Origin of the sequence: Psychrobacter jeotgali (genome assembly GCF_904846315.1) — a bacterium.
GTDB classification, from domain to species: Bacteria; Pseudomonadota; Gammaproteobacteria; order Pseudomonadales; family Moraxellaceae; genus Psychrobacter; species Psychrobacter jeotgali.
The window spans coordinates 23,872-42,171 of sequence record NZ_CAJHAF010000001.1; the positions used below are offsets into that span (position 1 = coordinate 23,872).

The following is an 18,300-nucleotide window of genomic DNA, read 5'->3' on the forward strand; positions in this document are numbered from 1 at the left end:
ATGGATATCTGCTATAACTTTATAATAAATCATAGTCGATATTAAGGAGTGGGCGTAGTCACAGTAGGCAGCTTTACTGAATCTAGAATGGTGTTATCGGTATTGGTCGGCGCAACTTTTGGGAGCTCAAGCGCAACGTATTGATTGGTAATACGTTTGGCTAAGCTATCGTATAACCAGTCTCGAATTTGACCGCCTTGCTGATCATCGGTACTAACGGAAGCTTCGTTATATTGGTAGCTACGCTCAACTTGGATAGGATTAGTTAAGGTAGCCGGCTTACCATTTTTGACAGTGCTATAAGTGACATCTGCTGATAGCACCAAACGTATCTCGGTCAAAACCCCTACCAGCTCATAGCGCTTAAAGCGCACATTAGTGACCGTAATAGTAGCGATATCTTCGGCGCTATTATTAACACTATTAGCATTTTCAATCAGCGCCATGCCATCGACAACGTCAACGCCTATCGCTTGCAAACGACGAGTTAGCGGTAGCTTTAACGGGAATGAGATACGATTATCTTCTATAATTACCGCTGTCTTGGCAGTATCAAAGTGTAAAGGCGCATCATAACCGCGTAAATGAAAACCGCAGCCACTTAGCGTCGCCGTCGCCCCTAATACGGTAATTAAAGGCAAAGCAGCCAGCAACATCGTGGCCAGTTTCTGACTACGCTGGGTTTTGTTAATCGGACTTTGCTGTGCAACTTGCTGCTTATACCACATAATCGCTATCCTTATTTTGTTAAATAAGCTTTAACTCTGAAGCTAACAAACTCAGCCTACTACTACAATATTGACCAGCTTATTGGGCACCACGATTTCTTTTTTGATCTCGCCGGTGAGGAATTTGGCGACGCTATCAATAGCGCGCGCTTGTGCTTTTAGCTCCTCAGGATCAGCGTTTGGCGCTACCTCCATTTTCCCGCGTACCTTACCATTAACTTGGACAACCATAGTAACCGTATCTTGGACTAAAGCTGTGCTATCAACAGCGGGATACTCTAAAGTTTTAGTATCAAGTCCTAATTGCTCAAGCAAGTACTCACCAACATGCGGAGCATAGGCTGAGAGCATGATAAGTAAGTCAGTTAAGGCTTCATGCTTAACTTGCAAGTCTTGGTCATTATTAGCGGTAAAATTAGCCAATTCATTGGAGAGCTCCATAAGACTTGATACTGGGGTGTTTAGCGCCAAACGTTCACCCAAATCTTTATCAATCTTGGCGATAGTTTCGTGAGTCTTACGGCGTAAGTTTTTAGCAGCTTTACTTAAGTCAGCACTAGCTAAAGAGTCATTATTTAGCTTATTAAGATCTAAGTCGCTAGCTGATACCGCTTGGATATGCTCATTAGCAATACGCCAGATCTTTTTGACAAAGTTATAAGGGCCTTTTAGCGCATCATCCGACCATTCAAGCGTTTGGTCGGCAGGCGCAGTAAATAGCGTATATAAACGCACGGTATCGGCACCATACTGATCGATAGTGGTTTGTGGATCGACGCCGTTGTTCTTAGACTTTGACATTTTTTCGGTCTTGCCAATAGTGACGGGTAGGCCATCCGCTTTTAGAGTTGCTTTAGTCGGTTGGCCACGTTCGTTATAATCGATATCGATATCATTTGGGAAGTAGTAGGTGGTACTGCCGTCTGGGTTAGTACGGTAAAAAGTACCGGCCAATACCATCCCTTGGGTCATCAAGTTAGCAAAAGGCTCATCACCCGAGACCAATGATTCATCACGCATGAGCTTATGGAAAAAACGTGCGTACAGCAAATGCATAACGGCGTGTTCAACACCGCCGACATATTGATCTACGGGTAACCATTTATTAGCGGCAGACTTATTAACCATATTCTGCGTATCATGCGGGCTAGCAAAACGAGCGTAGTACCAGCTGGATTCGACAAAAGTATCGAAAGTATCGGTCTCGCGCTCAGCTGGGTTGCCGCATTTAGGACAGCTGGTATTAACAAATTCTGGTATATTTTTCAGCGGATTGCCACGGCCATCAGGGACGACATTAGTGGGAAGTACTACAGGTAAATCTTGCTCTTCAACCGGGACGGTGCCGCAGTGCTCACAATTGACCATAGGGATAGGGCAGCCCCAATAGCGCTGGCGGGAAACACCCCAATCACGCAAACGGTATTGGATCTTTTTATTAGCTAAACCAAGCGGTTCAAGCTTGGCAAGCATCGCCTCAAAGGACTGCTCAAAGTCCATACCATCGAACTCGTCTGAGTTAACCAAAGTGTTGCGCTCGGTATAAGCCAAATTTATCTCAGAAGACTCACTATCAGCGCTATTCGCTACTGCTTGTGCTTTTACACTATCGAAATAACCATCAGGGATATTAATGACCTGTTTAATCGGTAGATTGTATTTGGTTGCAAACTCATAATCGCGCTCGTCATGCGCTGGTACCGCCATCACTGCGCCTGAGCCGTAGCTCATTAACACATAGTTGGCGACCCAAACGGGTAGCTTCTCACCGGTTAAGGGATGAATAACCGTGAGTCCGGTGTCCATACCAATCTTTTCAGCTTTGGCCAGATCTGCTTCGGCCACTGAGCCTTTTTTGCAAAGCGCACAGAATTGAGCAATAACGTCATCACGCTCAGCGGCGTATTGCGCTAGAGGATGTTCGGCGGCAACCGCAACATAAGTAACGCCCATCAAGGTATCGGGACGAGTGGTAAACACATCTAAAGTATTGTCTTCACCAGCGAGCTCATAAGGGAAATGCACTTCCATACCGGCACTACGGCCGATCCAATTGCGCTGCATGGTCAAGACTTCTGCTGGCCAATGACCTTCTAATTGGTCTAAATCATCCAGCAGCTCATCGGCATAATCAGTGATATTAAAGTAATACATGGGGATATCGCGCTTCTCAACCGGAGCGCCGCTACGCCAGCCTTTGCCGTCGATAACTTGCTCATTGGCGAGTACGGTATTATCTACCGGATCCCAATTGACGGTCGCTAGCTTTTTATAGACCAAACCCTTTTTGTATAGCTGCAAAAACAACCACTGCTCCCACTGATAATATTCTGGGCTACAAGTGGCAAATTCGCGTGACCAATCAACTGACAAACCAAGCAGTTTTAACTGGGCGCGCATGCTATCGATATTGGCAAAGGTCCACTCGGCAGGTGGCATTTGGTTGGCAATCGCTGCGTTTTCAGCGGGCAGACCAAAACCATCCCAGCCCATAGGCTGCATGACATCAAAGCCTTTGAGGCGATAATAGCGGCTGAGTACATCAGAGATGGTATAGTTACGCACATGGCCCATGTGCAGCTTGCCACTTGGATAAGGGAACATCGATAGCATATAGCGACTGGGCTTAGCGCTGGTCTCATTATCGACCTCATAACGCTTATCGGTTGCCCATTTGGCTTGCTGCTCAGCTTCTATAAGCTGCGGCTGATATTGGTCATTGATGCTGGTATTAGTATTATTGCTATTAGCTTGATCTGCTGTCACGGCGTTGCTCATAGTTGGCTCGAGATTAGAATTTGATAAAAAGAATAAGGATTCATTTAGATAGGGTAGAATAGCGCAAATCGGGAAAAATTGCGATGGGGCGATATAATAATAGGGCAGTATTCAATAGGATTGATACTAAATTAAATGAATACATTAGATTATAACCCATTAACCTATAGTATAAATCAAGGAGTTCAAATGACCATCACTATCTACGGTATCAAATCGTGCAGCACCATGAAAAAGGCTTGCACTAAGCTTGACGAGCTAGGCGTTGATTACACTTTTCATGATTATAAAAAACACGGCATCGATAAAGCCAGCGTACAGCGTTGGGTAAATGAATTAAGGATTGATAAAGTGCTCAATAAGCGTGGTACCACCTGGCGCAAATTAAGCGATGACCAAAAAGCAGCAGCGGATGCAAATATAGACCAAGCTATAGACTTGCTAATAGAGCATACCAGTATGATTAAACGGCCAATTATCGAAGGGCGTTATCAAGATCAGCCGGTCTTACTGTGCGGTTATGATCAAGCAGCGCTGGATAATACTTTTGGCTAAAGTTATCAGCGCCTGAGCTTGAGCGACTAAAGCCTAAGCTCAGGCTTAAATAAACCAACGATAAACCAAATCACACTAAAGCCCCAAATAATCAGCACATATAGGCGAATCTGCTCAGCGCTCCAATCAAGGGCAAACCATTCAATTAAGAAAAATGATTTCCAGCCTTCAATCCAGCGTGCGCCGCCATAGCCGATAATCCACCAGCAGTAAAGGCTTTGTAATATAAATAGCAGACACCATAGCCATAATGCCATCCGTTCATCCTAAGGTAGCGCCGCCTCTAAATTACGGCTAATGAGCGTGCCCACGCCTTCATTGGTAAAGATCTCCAGCAATGTCGCATGCGGCACCCGGCCATCGACGATAACTGCACTTTTGACGCCGCTTCTAACCGCATCAAGCGCACACTGAATCTTAGGAATCATGCCTCCTGAAATCGTGCCGTCTTCGATTAAAGCATCTACTTTTTTGGGAGTTAAACCGGTGACGACCTTGCCGTCGCGTCCTAATACGCCTTTGATATTAGTCAGTAGCATCAGCTTCTCAGCTTGCAAGAATTCAGCGACCTTACCAGCGACCAAGTCAGCGTTGATGTTATAAGTATTGCCTTCTTCATCTACACCTAGGGGAGCAATAACAGGGATAAAATTGGACGCAATAAGCATGTTAATAACATCCTTATTGACACTCACCACATCACCGACGAATCCTAAATCAATCGGGACAGCTACGCCATCATCACCAATTTTTTCCATCAGCATTTTTTTTGCTTGGATAAGATTAGCATCTTTACCGGTGAGACCAATAGCGCTGCCGCCATGCTTATTGATTAAGCTGACGATGGACTTGTTAACCCCGCCGCCCAGTACCATCTCTACGATATCCATGGTGCTTTTATCAGTTACCCGCATACCATCAATACGCTCAGACTGCCGGCCCAGCTCTTTTAATAAGTTATCAACTTGCGGGCCACCGCCATGCACCACTACAGGGTGCATACCTACCGTTTTTAGCAGGACAATATCACGTGCAAACGAGCTTTCAAGCTTAGGATCGGTCATGGCATTACCGCCATATTTGACCACAATCAACTTATCAACGAAGCGCTGAATATAAGGTAGGGCAGTGGTTAATACTTCGGCAGTGGTTTTGGCATCGTCAAAATTAAGTGACATCGTAGTCTCCTAAAACAGAGGTCTAAAGTACCTGTCTAAACAGGGACTTGAAATAAATATAGCGAATCTGAAGAGTGTGAAAGTGTAGATTAATATTAATAGTTTAAAGCCAATAACCATTACTCGGCGCGAATAGCGGCTACTTTCTCAGCCAACCCTTGATCAAATGCATTGCATAAGGCCACAAAGCGAGCTTGCACGTCTTTTAGGTCATCTAAACTATCGCCTGCGAAACGCACTGTCAGCGCATTACTGGTGTTAGATTGTCTTACCACTCCAAAACCATGAGTAAAGTCTAAGCGCACCCCATCAATAGAGGATAGCTTTGTCCCTACGGGTAATAGGCTTTGGGCTTGTTCGCTGGTCATATAATGTCTAATGTCTAAGCAGTCACAGCAGGATATAAGCTTATCCATAGCTGTTAAATTGCTACTGAACAGACCGTTGGTTGATGCCTGAAACTTATCAGGCTGATACTCTGCAACCAAACCTTGTAAGTAATGACAAAACTCCGTTAAATGAGTAATGACGCTACAGCTTTCAGAACCATTATCAGAAGCACTATCAGCCAACGGTATATAGTGATCAGCGGTGCTGACTAGCAAAGGCAGATCTTTGGTAATATCGGTCAATTGATAAGGGGCAGATGCTGACACTTGCTCACCCCATAAATTAACGCTAGAAGTGCGAGTGTTGCTGTCTACAGGTGCCGTAGCGGTATACGCCAGCCAGTTCAATAAGCGTAGCCCAGCGTACATGGCATCATCATAGACGGTAAAATAACCATCATTAAAAATAAAATGACCGGACAACTCGCCTGCAAATATTGCAAAGCTCTCCTGCGCGCGCAGCTGTCGGCGCATCATACTACTTCCGGTTTTGCTAAGTACAGGTAGCGCACCCAGCTTGCGTAATAATACTGGCAGATGATGCGAGCACTTAATATCGAATAAAACTTGTGGAGGCGATAAGAGTCCATCTGGGTCATTAGACTTAGCCAAAACTTTCGATTCATTTTCGTTATCTGATCTGGTTAAGCTACTGCATCTATCTAAACTGCAGTTATCTAGACTACTTGAGTGACCTAAAGAGTTAGGATGTTCGGTGATAGCCACTTTTGCTAGTAGATATAATAAATGATCGGCTGTGACCACCTTGCCACTATTATCAACAATCATCAAGCGGTCGCCATCACCATCGAACGCTAAGCCAATATCTGCCGAATGTACAATAACGGTCTGTTGTAATTCTGCCAATCTATTGGGCTCGGTAGGGTCGGGGTTGCCAGTGGGGAAACTGCCGTCGGGAGAGTCGTTAAGTATGATTACCCGCTGACAAAATTGGCTAAATAACGGCTCAGCAATTCTACTAGTCGCACCATTCAGGCAGTCAATAACTACAGTTAGCTCCAGCTTTTTTATAACTCGTCTATTGTTGATGGCGGACAAATTATGCTTGGGATAGATAGCCGTAAATACCTCTTCAATCGCTTGAATATAAGGCGCCGCTACTGCGCTAGTAGGTAAGTTGATCACCGCCACGTCAGAGTTTGACAGGGTGTTATTAATAAGGGGATTGATTTTATTATTAGCGCTAAGGGGGGTGGAGGTCAAATCTTGATAGAGTTGTTGGATAGACTTAGCGCTAGGCGAGGCGTTATTAACTAACCATTTAATCCCCAAGATACCTTTTGCAGAATGACTGGCAGTAACCATGATGCCATGACCGTCATATTGCTCACTCCAAAATGCCATCATAGGCGTAGTAATAAGTCCCAAACTAATGACTTGTAAGCCTTGCTGCTGCAATACTGTAGCTAATAGCTTGGCGATATCAGCACTACCGTGACGCACATCATAGCCAATAATAACAGTGGGGGTTTTAGGGGTGACGCTAGTCTGACCATTCAGCTTATTGTGGTTTTGAGTTTTAAAAAGCCTAACGAACGCTGCACCTAATGCATGAACGAACTTAGCACTAAAGTAATACTCTGCACCGCGAATATCGTAAGCACGAAATAAGGATTGCTGGGCAGCAAAAGGGTGCGGCATTGCAGTACTCTCCTTATATCGTTACTTATGTATAGTCGATTTTAAATAAAACAGATACGCTATGTTTCGACGCAGAATCGGTATAACTTTTTTAATAAAATTGAAATTATTGGCGACCTGAATGCCCAAATCCACCCGCACCGCGGATGCTTTCATCGCTAAAATCCTTAACGATTTCAAACTCAGGTCGAGCAATAGGTACGACGATATATTGCGCCATGCGCTCCGCTGGACTCAGTACAAAGTCCTCTTCACTGCGATTCCAAATACTAACCATGAGCTCGCCTTGATAATCGGCATCGATAAGGCCCACCAAGTTGCCTAGTACAATACCGTGTTTATGACCTAAGCCTGAACGTGGCAAAATCATCCCCGCATAACTAGGGTCTTGGATATAAACGGCTAATCCGGTACCAATCAAGTGAGTAGAGCCGGCTTTTATGGTCAAAGGCTCATCAATACAAGCACGCAGATCAATCCCTGCAGAGCCATCAGTAGCCCGGGTCGGCAATGTAAACGCCTCGTCTTGCATAACTTTGTCATTGAGGACTTTTACTTGAACTGCTTGCATAACCTACTCACTTAAATATCTAATAGTTTTATATATTTGACGAAATTATTTATGGCTCTGATAGTCTTTTAATACAGCTTAAAGGATCATCACGCTTGCCAATCCCAAGAACGACATAAAGCCGACAATATCGGTTACTGTGGTCAAAATAACTGACGCTGATAACGCCGGATCAATGTCCATACGTTTGAGTATTAAAGGGATACTGATACCTGAAACATTGGCAGCGGTCATATTGATAGCGATGGCGAAACCGATAACCGCACTGATTTTAACATCATGGAACCACATTTGGGCAATTATTGCCATGATTATCGCCCAAATGATACCGTTTATCGCCCCGACCCATAGCTCTTTATTCAGTAGCCATAGCCGGTTAGAGCCGCCGATTTGACCCATAGCCATACCGCGAATAACCACCGTCAAAGTCTGGGAGCCCGCAATACCGCCCATACTAGCAACCACTGGCATCAGTATCGCTAGGGCTACTACTTTAGCTAAAACTGCTTCGAATTGACCAATTACCGCCGCGGCTAAAAGTGCAGTACCTAAATTAATCCCCAGCCAAATACTGCGGCTCTTGGCACTGGTCAAAATAGGCGCAAACAGCTCTTCATCTTGGCTAACACCGGCAAGGCTTTTCATAGTGCTATCGACATCATCTTGGATAATCTCCATAATGTCCTCGCCATTTAACTGGCCAACCAGCTCACCATAATCATTGATGACCGGCGCATAACGGATGTCTTCTGAACGAAAAATAGCTGCAGCATCTTGAATATCTAGGCGATCATTCACGGTCACCGCAGGATCTATATAATCAGCGACTAAATCGTTTTGATCATGTTTAATTAAATCAACCAAACTTAGCAGCCCTAGTAATTGCTGACTTTCATCGACAACCAATAACTCTTGGCTTTGATCATCAAGCAAGTCAATATTATCACGTAGCCAAGTTTGTACTTGTGCCAGACTGATATCGTCTTGCACCTGAATGATATCCGGATCCATATAGCTGCCGACTTCCCAGTCCTCATAAGTATCGAGCTTATTAACCTGAACCCGAACCTCTTCATCCAGCGTCGCCATTACCGAAGTACGGACGGTATCGGTAACGGTATCTAGAATCTCCGAGATATCTTGTGCATCAAGGTCTTGAGTGAAGACAGAGATTTGTTTGGGAGAGATATTCTCCAGTAACGGCTGGCGGGTTTCGTCCTCTAGTTCAGCAAGCACTTCACCTTTGAGCGATTCAGGTACTTGCTCCCAAATCAGTAATCGAGTTTGACTTGGAAAGGATTCTAAAAGGTTGGCAATCTCATACTCTGACTGCTTGGCTAAAAATTCACTAATAGCATTATATGACTTATCGGCTACCAACTCTTGCAAGTAGAGTAGCTTATATTCGGCACTATACTCCGACGGATTAAAGTCTGCCTGCAAGGTCGGCTGACGATCAGGAGTAGGCGTAATATCGGGCATAAATGTTCCAAAGCTATGTGTGAGTATCTATTTATAAAGTATTCATTTATACAACAGCTAGTTAAGAGAGCTATCAAATCAAAAATAACAAATTAACAGGGCAGGGCGTTCGATACGCCCTAAGCTCAAAATTAACGATTACTAATTAACGATCATCAATTAACGATTACCCAGTAGCGCCCGAATATTAGCTAAGTATTCATCAGCAACCGCTTCGGGATTCTTGGTGGCTTTTTTCTTCTTAGCTTTGGCAGGCCAGTCGATATGATCTTCTGGGAGCTCTTCCAAGAATCTTGATTCGGAGGTCACCCGCATCTGACCACCAGCACGGCGCTGGGTGGCTAAGGTTAAGGTCAACTCACGGCGAGCACGCGTAATGCCGACGTACATTAATCGGCGCTCTTCCTCAACCGTTTCACTGAGAATAGAGTTGCGATGCGGCAGCATTTCTTCCTCAAGACCCATAATATAGACGTAATCAAACTCTAGTCCTTTGGCGGCATGCAAAGTCATTAGATTGACCTTATTGGTATTCTCTTCTTCTTGCTGCTGCTCAAGCATATCAAGGAGTACTAGCTTACGAATAATGGTATCAATGGTACGATCTTCATCTTCTTCGGCACGGTTAATCAGCGACTGAATACTGGTGTAGAGCATATCGATATTATCGATGCGGTTCTTTTCTTGCTGCGGGGTTTTTGAGTCGCTACGCACAAAGTCGATATAGCCAGTTTCATCAATCATCTGCCGGACAATAGGTACCGGATCAGGATGCTGATCGAGCTCACGAGTATAATGCTCAATAAAATCACCAAACTCCTTCAGCGTGCCATAAGCCTTACTCGGCAATACATGACTAAGACCACCATGGGTACAAGAAGCTAATAAGGAGATACTATGCTCTTGCGAGAACAGACCAAGTTTCTCTAGGGTCGCCGGCCCCATACCACGCTTAGGGGTATTGATAATGCGCAAAAAGGCACTGTCATCTTCAGGGTTTAAGATCAGGCGCAGATAGCCCATGATATCTTTGATTTCACTGCGGGCGAAAAAAGATTGACCACCTGATAACTTATACGGCACTTGTAATTGGCGCAGCTGCGCCTCTAACATCCGCGCCTGAAAGTTACTACGATAGAGTACCGCATACTGCTCCCATTCATTACCAAAACGCAGTTTATGGGTGACAATCTCTTTGGCTACCCGTTCCGCCTCATCATCGTCATTACGACAATTAATAATACGGATTTTTTCGCCATGACCTTTATCAGACCAAAGCTTTTTTTCAAATAAATGCTCGTTGTTAGTAATAACAGCGTTAGCAGAGGTCAAAATACGCGTGGTTGAACGATAGTTTTGCTCAAGCATGACAATTTTTAATTTGGGAAAATCCTCTTTGAGCAGCGCCATATTTTCAGGCTTAGCGCCGCGCCACGCATAGATAGATTGGTCATCGTCACCCACCACCGTAAAACGTCCTTGCGGCCCAACCAAGTATTTGATCATCTCATACTGTGCGGTATTGGTATCTTGATATTCATCGACCAATAAATAGCGAATACGGTTTTGCCATTTATCACGCAAATCTCTGTTTTCACGCAATATCTTGGTCGGCAACACAATCAAGTCATCAAAATCGACCGCATTATAAGCCCGCAGATTACGCTCGTACAAGGCATATAAAGTCGCAAAGATCATATCTTCTGGATCTTCTAGAGTCTCCATTGCTTGATCGGGCTCAATCAGATCATTTTTCCAATCGGAGATCATTTTTATCGCCTTGCCGACCAGCTCACGACTTTCAGCGCCGCTTAAGTTGTCACGCATCATCAGCTCCATCAACAGGCGCTTGCTATCATCGCTATCCATGATGGAAAAATTACCCTTAAGCGGGGTATGAATGAGCTCATAACGCAAAAACTGTAAGCCAAACTGGTGAAAGGTGGATACGGTCAGTCCACGCATTTTTTCACTAGGTAAGAGCTTACTAACCCGCGCTTTCATCTCCCGCGCCGCCTTGTTAGTAAAAGTCACGGCGGTGATGCGCTCGGCTGGCATGTTGCACTCTTCTATAAGGTAAGCAATCTTACGGGTAATGACCGAAGTCTTACCTGAACCGGCTCCAGCCAATACTAATAAGGGGCCTGATACATAAAGCATAGCTTCTTGTTGTCTAGGATTAAGTTGACTCATAAAGTGACCTGTAGGGCAAATAGAACAAAAGCAAAATTGGGGCTAAAACTGGCGATAACAAAATGAACGCCGCGCGTTTTAATATAAAATGATAAAAAGTTGAGTTAAATTAGGTTAAAAGAGTAGAGGGTCGAACGCAGTAGAATTATTCACACGTCCTATTATAGACTACATCATGTCGCTGTAATTAATAAAAATTACCTGGAAAAATCTGTACTTAGTGTAGATCGATACTCAAAATCGCTGAGTTATTATAAAGTAAAAGCAACAGCTTTGGGGAGCGTTTAATTAGAATGAGAAGGAGGTTTAATTAAAAATGCGCCAACTGCCCAAAGCAATTGACGCAAAGTTTATATTGTGCAAAATCTGTATTATTCGAGATTTTATTAGCTATTATTCAGCTGACGTGCGGCTTCTAACGCAAAATAAGTCAAAATACCGTCGGCACCGGCACGGCGAAAGCCAATGAGTGATTCTAGGATAACTGCTTCACTGAGCCAGCCATTTTCAATAGCGGCCATGTGCATAGCGTATTCACCAGAAACTTGGTAGGCAAAGGTGGGTACCCCAAAGGTATCCTTGACCTCACGAATCAGATCAAGGTAGGGCTGACCGGGTTTGATCATCACCATATCAGCGCCTTCATTGATATCCATAGCGACTTCATGCAAAGCTTCGGCGCGGTTACCAAAGTCCATTTGATACTGTTTTTTATGCCCACCCTTTAGATTGCCCGCACTGCCGACCGCATCACGGAACGGGCCATAATAAGCAGAGGCATACTTGGCAGAGTAGGCCATAATAGCGGTATTGACAAAACCTTCACCTTCAAAAGCATCGCGCATAGCTTTGATACGGCCGTCCATCATATCACTTGGTGAGATGATATCAGCGCCAGCACGAGCATGTACTAAGGCTTGTTTGACCAAGACTTCCACCGTAGCGTCATTGACCACATAACCGCTATCATCGAGCAAGCCGTCCTGACCGTGTGAAGTATAAGGGTCTAATGCTACATCAGTCATAACCACCATTTCAGGTACGGCATCTTTTACAGCGGCTACGGCACGGGCAGTTAGACCATTGGCATCATAAGCGGCTTTACCATCAGGCGTCTTTAATGAATTATCAATGACTGGGAAGATATCGATAGTAGTGACGCCCTCGCTCAACAACTCTTTGGCGTAATCAATCAATAGATCAATAGATAAACGCTCAACGCCTGGCATACTGGCAATTTTTTCGCGCTGGTTTTTACCTTCTAACACAAATACAGGAGCAATAAAGTGTTTGGGGTGCAGCTCAACTTCACGAATCATAGCACGCACATTGTCGTTATAACGCAAGCGACGTAAGCGAGTTTCAGGAAATTGACGATTAAAGGTATAAGACATAATGAATCCTTATTATAGTTTTTGACAGGTAGTAATTTTTAAATACGGGGCGGTGGTCATTAATGACCCTACTATAACCAAAAGCCGCCTATAAAAGCAAAAGGGTGTAAAACAATTAACCCCACCAAGGCGGTAGGGTTAGTTGCAGAAGTCCAATAGCATTTAGCCAAACACTTAAGGCTCAATGATTTGAGTAGAGGGAACTTGCTCTACCGGGGTTTCTTCAGTCAGTACGCCAACGGCGGCATCAGCTTTACCATCGTTATTTAGATCAACGACCGCTTTGGGTTCAAAGGTAGCTGTTGCTGGTGCTTTGGATTGTTTGATGTCCGTAGCTTCTTGAGGTGAAGTAACGCGTGCTGAGCTCGCAGCGTCAACAGCATAAGCTGCTTTTGCCTCTGGACTGTTAGCAGAGACATTGGCAATCCGTGCTAAGTTGGTGTATTGAGGTACAGGGATGATACTCGGCACATCAAGGTTGGCACCGCCGCCAAGCGCTTGATAAAGCTCGACTTGGCTAATGAGCTTCTGTAGCTCTAAATCCAGGATGCCTTGTTGAGTAGCGAATAGTGAACGCTGTGCATCAAGAACGTCTAGATAGTTTGAGATACCAGCTCTAAAGCGCGCGTCAGCAATCTGATAAGTCTGATCAAAGTTATCTTGCAAACGATACTGGGTTCTGAGCTGCTCACCTAAAGTTGCTCGGGTCGCTAACACATCAGAGACTTCACGGAATGCCGTTTGGATAGAGTCTTCATAGTTGGTGAGCGATTGTTCACGTTCAATCTTGGCAACGTCATAGTTGGCATCTAAGCGGCCTGCATCAAAAATAGGCACGCTAATATTAGGGCCAAATGACCAACCGAATGAATCACTTTCAAATAAATTGCTTAGACTATCGCTACGCACACCAACGCTACTGGCCAAGCTAATGGTTGGGAAGTAGGCGGCACGTGCAACCGCAATATTGGCTCCTGCTGCTTTTAGGTTATACTCCGCCTGCAATACATCTGGGCGATAGCGTAACAGCTCGCTTGGTAGTCCAGTACTGAATATCTCCTGAGAGGTGATATTACTAACAGCAGGTGCCGGAATAAGCTCACCAGGAATAGGAGCGCCTATCAGATACTGGAGCGCATTACGTGCGGTCAAAATACTACTTTGAGCACGTAGTACCGCAAGTCTGGCATCTTCAAGAGAAGCGCTTGCCTGTAAAGAAGGAAGCTTGGGATCAATACCCGCTTCAAAACGCTTGTCAGCAATAAATAATGAGCGCTCACGACTCTCAACCGTCGCTTCTGCTAGTTTTAATTGGGCTAAGCTATAACTTAAGTTGGCATAGCTTTGCGCAATATTACTGATAAGGCTGATTTGAGTAGAATCTTTGGCAGCCGTTGTTGCCAAAAAGTTCTGCAGCGCCTGATCTTTCAGGCTATCAATTCTACCCCAAAAGTCCAGCTCATAGCTGGCAAGGCCTAAATTGACGTTATAGCTGTCAGTGGTTTGTCTACTGCCAGAGCGTACGCCTGGAATACCTTGAGAATACTGACTTTGCCTCGAATAATCGGCTTGACCATTAATCGTCGGTAAGTCATTAATATCAGTAATTCGATATTGTGCGCGCGCTTTTTCAATAGCGAGACGAGCATTTTCAAAGCTTTTGTTGTTCTCAAGGCCTAGGGCAATCAAACCTTTTAAGCGCTCATCGCTATAAAAGTTTTGCCAACGTTGATTGGCGATACTCGGCTGCTCGGCTGAGCTGACCGTTTCCTGATCAAGCGTACTAGAATCATATGCTTGATTGATAGGAATGTTAGGCTCAGCAAGCACCGGACGAGTATCTGCTTTTGGAATAGTGTTACAAGCAGCCATACTGATTGCTAATACACTCAAGCTCAAAAGGCGTCCAGACTTACGGGCCTTTGACGAATTAGCGCTAATAAGGGTGGAAGGTGTTAACAACTGACCTGTAGTAATACGTGGGGCAGTAGAAGAATCTACTGCCGCACCTACTGAGTTGCGGATGAAAAAGGATCGAAAGCTCATTGTATGTTATCTCCAAGACTTACAGGCTGATAGCTATTAGACGAAGTTGAGCGTTGAGTATCGTCAGTTGGGGTTGCTGGGGTAGGGCTACCACCACCACCATTATCATCGTTACCATTGCCACCATCATTATGGTTATCACCATTATCATCTACGTCATGAGCTTCGTTACCTTTATAAGGGAACATGCTACGGACCCAAACGTAGAACATTGGGATAAAGAAGATACCTAAGAAGGTAGCGGTGATAACACCACCAACAACACTAGTACCAATAGCGTTCTGGCTACCTGAACCTGGGCCTGTCGCTATAAATAATGGCACAACACCCAAGCCAAAGGCAAGTGAAGTCATAATAATCGGACGCAAACGTTGACGTGCTGCAATCATGACCGCATCTTTGAGGCTGTTTCCTTCCTCTTGGTGCTCTTTGGCGAATTCAATAATCAAAATGGCGTTCTTAGCTGATAGTCCGACCACCGTCAGTAAACCAACTTGCAAATAAATATCGTTATCAAAGTTTCGTAACCAAGTAAAGATTACCGCTCCTAACACCCCAAGCGGAATAACTAACAATACTGAGAAGGGTACAGACCAGCTTTCATACAAGGCAGCCAAACATAAGAATACTACCAATATTGAAAGAGCATAGAGCATGGGTGCTTGCGCGCCGGACTTTTGCTCTTCTAACGATAGGCCTGTCCACTCATAACCAATACCTTCAGGAAGCTGACCTACCAATTCTTCCATCGTATCCATCGCTTCACCGGTACTCAAACCAGGCGCCGCATTACCTTGAATATTCATAGAAGGTAAACTGTTATAGCGAGTTAGACGCGGAGAGCCCAATTGCCATTCGCTGCTTGAGAAGGCATCAAAGGAAACCATACCGCCACCTTCGCCACGAACATACCACTTACCAATGTCACTAGGACTGGTACGGCTACTAGGTTCCCCTTGGATAAACACCCGTTTAATACGGCCACGATCAATAAAGTCATTAATGTAGCTTGATCCCCAAGCGGTAGAAATAACACTGTTAATACTACCCATGGACAAGCCATAAGCAGCGGCTTGTTCTTGGTTGACATTGACTTTTAATTGCGGCGCATCTTCTTGACCATTGGGACGAACGCCAGAGACATTTTCATTTTGTCCGGCCATGCCAAGTAACATGTTGCGGGCTTCAAGTAGGCCATCGTGACCAACGTTACCCACATCTTGCAGCATAAGGTCAAAACCACTGGAGTTACCGAGGCCACTAATTGCTGGCGGTACAATGGCAAATACTTGAGCTTCGTTAAGCTGAGTAAAGAAGTAACCATTGGCACGCTCAACAATAGCTTGAACCTCGTTTTCTTCGCCTTCGCGCTCACCCCAATCATTTAAAAGAATGAAAGCTAGACCAACGTTCTGCCCTTGTCCTGCAAAACTAAATCCTGCAATACTAAAAATCGATTCAATATTGTTTTCTTCTTGGGAGCCATAATAATCAGATACTTTATCAAGCACTCCTCGGGTCTCATCGAGAGTAGCACCAGCTGGCAGTTGCACAATGGTGAACATGATCCCCTGATCTTCTTCAGGTAAAAATGAACCAGGAATTCGTAGGAAGACCAAAGCCATAACTGCGATAATAGCTACGTAACCTACTAAATAAAGCCATTTGAAACGGACGCTTTTACCCACAACCTTTTCATAACTGCGACTTAGCTTAAAGAAGCCGCGGTTGAACCAACCAAAGAAACCTTTTTGCTCTTCGTCGCTACCTTTTTCGTGACTCTTACTACGTTTCAGTAAGGTAACACATAGGGCAGGGGTGAAGATAAGTGCTACCAGCGCAGACAATACCATGGCGGTGATTAGGGTAATAGAGAACTGACGATAAATAACCCCAGTCGAACCACCAAAGAAAGCCATAGGTACGAATACTGCCGATAGAATAAGCGCAATACCGATAACGATCTTACTAATCTCTCCCATGGACTGTATCGTGGCGTCCTTAATGGAGATATCAGGATTCTCCTCCAATATTCGTTCAACGTTCTCTACAACTACGATAGCATCATCGACCAAGAGACCGATGGACAATACTAACGCAAACATAGTTAGTACGTTAATACTGAAGCCTGCTGCAAAAAGTACGGCAAAAGTACCCAATATAACGACCGGTACCGCCAGTGTAGGAATAATAGTAGCCCGCCAGTTCTGTAAGAACAGGTACATGACGATGAATACTAGAGCAATAGCTTCCAATAAGGTATATACCACTTGTTCAATAGACAAGCGTACAAATGGGGTAGTGTCATAAGGAACAACGGTTGCAAGACCTTCTGGGAAGTTTTCTTCCAATTCAGAAATTCGATCTTCAATAGCTTCACGAACCTCCAAGGCGTTAGCGCCGGTAGCGAGTGAAATACCAAGACCAGCGGCTTCTTGACCATTAAACAAGGCCGTAACACCGTAGCTTTCACTACCAATTTCAACATCGGCTACATCACCCAAACGTACTTGCGCACCTGTACTATCGGTTTTTAGTAGAATATTTTTAAATTCTTCAGGGGTTTGCAAATAGCTTTGAATAGTAACAGTGGCACTAATAACCTGCTCATCAGAATCTGCTGGTCTTTGTCCTAACTGACCCGCTGATACTTGCGCGTTTTGCGCGCGTACCGCATTGACCACATCGGTTGGCACCATATTGAAGCTACGCAGCTTAGAAGGGTCAAGCCATATACGCATAGCATAAGAAGAACCAAATGATTGTACTTCACCAACCCCATCCACACGGCTTAATTGATCGACCACGTTGGCGTTAATATAGTCACCAATATCCGCTTCATCCATACTACCATCGGTAGATATAAAGCCTTGTACCATTAAAAAGCTACTGGAGGATTTGTTAACGTTAACGCCTTGGCGCTGAACAGATTCAGGTAAAGAGCTGATAGCGGCTTGGAGCTTGTTTTGGACTTGTACCTGTGCAATATCTGGATCAGTACCGTTTTCAAAAGTCAGCGTCACGGATGCCCCACCGTTTGAAGAGCTTGATGAGGACATATACATCAGTCCGTCAAGTCCTTTCATACGTTGTTCGACAATCTGCACTACTGAGTTTTCAACCGTTTCTGCATCAGCACCAGGATAGGTTGCGCTAACCGTAATAGTTGGCGGCGCAATAGGAGGGTACTGCTCAATCGGTAAGCTAATAACCGATATGATCCCCACAAGCATGACTAGAATAGACAACACCCATGCAAAAATAGGGCGGTTAATGAAAAAAAGTGACATAGTATATCCCTAGGTCTTCCTATCTTTGAATGGA

At 44.6% G+C, this 18,300-nt stretch carries 12 protein-coding genes; 1 reads left to right on the forward strand and 11 read right to left on the reverse strand.

Annotated features, from left to right (window positions below; genetic code table 11):
• Nucleotides 1–41: 41 nt before the first annotated feature.
• Nucleotides 42–728 (reverse strand): LPS-assembly lipoprotein LptE, encoded by a 687-nt coding sequence (locus JMX18_RS00100; protein ID WP_201582522.1) that lies wholly within the window; start codon nucleotides 726–728, stop codon nucleotides 42–44.
• 51 nt (nucleotides 729–779) lie between these two features.
• Nucleotides 780–3,506 carry a leucine--tRNA ligase gene (gene leuS / locus JMX18_RS00105; RefSeq protein ID WP_201582530.1) on the reverse strand — a complete coding sequence of 909 codons (2,727 nt, stop codon included), beginning with the start codon at nucleotides 3,504–3,506 and terminating at the stop codon, nucleotides 780–782.
• A 189-nt stretch (nucleotides 3,507–3,695) separates the two neighbouring features.
• Here leuS and JMX18_RS00110 point away from each other — a divergent pair, with 189 nt between their 5' ends.
• Nucleotides 3,696–4,061, forward strand: coding sequence for a Spx/MgsR family RNA polymerase-binding regulatory protein (locus JMX18_RS00110; protein WP_201582531.1), 366 nt, complete (start codon nucleotides 3,696–3,698; stop codon nucleotides 4,059–4,061).
• Nucleotides 4,062–4,087: 26 nt separating this feature from the next.
• On the opposite strand, the gene JMX18_RS00115 is transcribed toward JMX18_RS00110, so the two are convergent.
• The 9 genes from JMX18_RS00115 to JMX18_RS00155 form a co-directional block, all read right to left on the reverse strand.
• The gene (locus JMX18_RS00115) at nucleotides 4,088–4,318 is read right to left on the reverse strand and encodes a hypothetical protein (RefSeq protein WP_201582532.1); all 231 of its coding nucleotides are present in this window, start codon (nucleotides 4,316–4,318) and stop codon (nucleotides 4,088–4,090) included.
• A gap of 9 nt (nucleotides 4,319–4,327) precedes the next feature.
• Nucleotides 4,328–5,239 carry an acetylglutamate kinase gene (gene argB / locus JMX18_RS00120; protein ID WP_201582533.1) on the reverse strand — a complete coding sequence of 304 codons (912 nt, stop codon included), beginning with the start codon at nucleotides 5,237–5,239 and terminating at the stop codon, nucleotides 4,328–4,330.
• A 119-nt stretch (nucleotides 5,240–5,358) separates the two neighbouring features.
• Nucleotides 5,359–7,290 carry a phosphohexomutase domain-containing protein gene (locus JMX18_RS13170; RefSeq protein ID WP_227674505.1) on the reverse strand — a complete coding sequence of 644 codons (1,932 nt, stop codon included), beginning with the start codon at nucleotides 7,288–7,290 and terminating at the stop codon, nucleotides 5,359–5,361.
• Between the two features lie 106 nt (nucleotides 7,291–7,396).
• Nucleotides 7,397–7,861: a dUTP diphosphatase gene (gene dut / locus JMX18_RS00130; protein WP_201582534.1), complete on the reverse strand. Its 465-nt coding sequence runs from the start codon at nucleotides 7,859–7,861 to the stop codon at nucleotides 7,397–7,399.
• Nucleotides 7,862–7,939: 78 nt separating this feature from the next.
• Nucleotides 7,940–9,343: a magnesium transporter gene (gene mgtE, locus JMX18_RS00135; RefSeq protein WP_201582535.1), complete on the reverse strand. Its 1,404-nt coding sequence runs from the start codon at nucleotides 9,341–9,343 to the stop codon at nucleotides 7,940–7,942.
• Between the two features lie 159 nt (nucleotides 9,344–9,502).
• Nucleotides 9,503–11,536 carry a UvrD-helicase domain-containing protein gene (locus JMX18_RS00140; RefSeq protein ID WP_201582536.1) on the reverse strand — a complete coding sequence of 678 codons (2,034 nt, stop codon included), beginning with the start codon at nucleotides 11,534–11,536 and terminating at the stop codon, nucleotides 9,503–9,505.
• A 386-nt stretch (nucleotides 11,537–11,922) separates the two neighbouring features.
• Nucleotides 11,923–12,930 carry a porphobilinogen synthase gene (gene hemB, locus JMX18_RS00145; RefSeq protein ID WP_201582538.1) on the reverse strand — a complete coding sequence of 336 codons (1,008 nt, stop codon included), beginning with the start codon at nucleotides 12,928–12,930 and terminating at the stop codon, nucleotides 11,923–11,925.
• A 174-nt stretch (nucleotides 12,931–13,104) separates the two neighbouring features.
• Nucleotides 13,105–14,976 (reverse strand): efflux transporter outer membrane subunit, encoded by a 1,872-nt coding sequence (locus tag JMX18_RS00150; protein WP_201582540.1) that lies wholly within the window; start codon nucleotides 14,974–14,976, stop codon nucleotides 13,105–13,107.
• Nucleotides 14,973–18,266 (reverse strand): efflux RND transporter permease subunit, encoded by a 3,294-nt coding sequence (locus JMX18_RS00155; RefSeq protein ID WP_201582546.1) that lies wholly within the window; start codon nucleotides 18,264–18,266, stop codon nucleotides 14,973–14,975. Before JMX18_RS00155 ends, JMX18_RS00150 begins: the two co-directional genes overlap by 4 nt.
• Nucleotides 18,267–18,300: the final 34 nt, after the last annotated feature.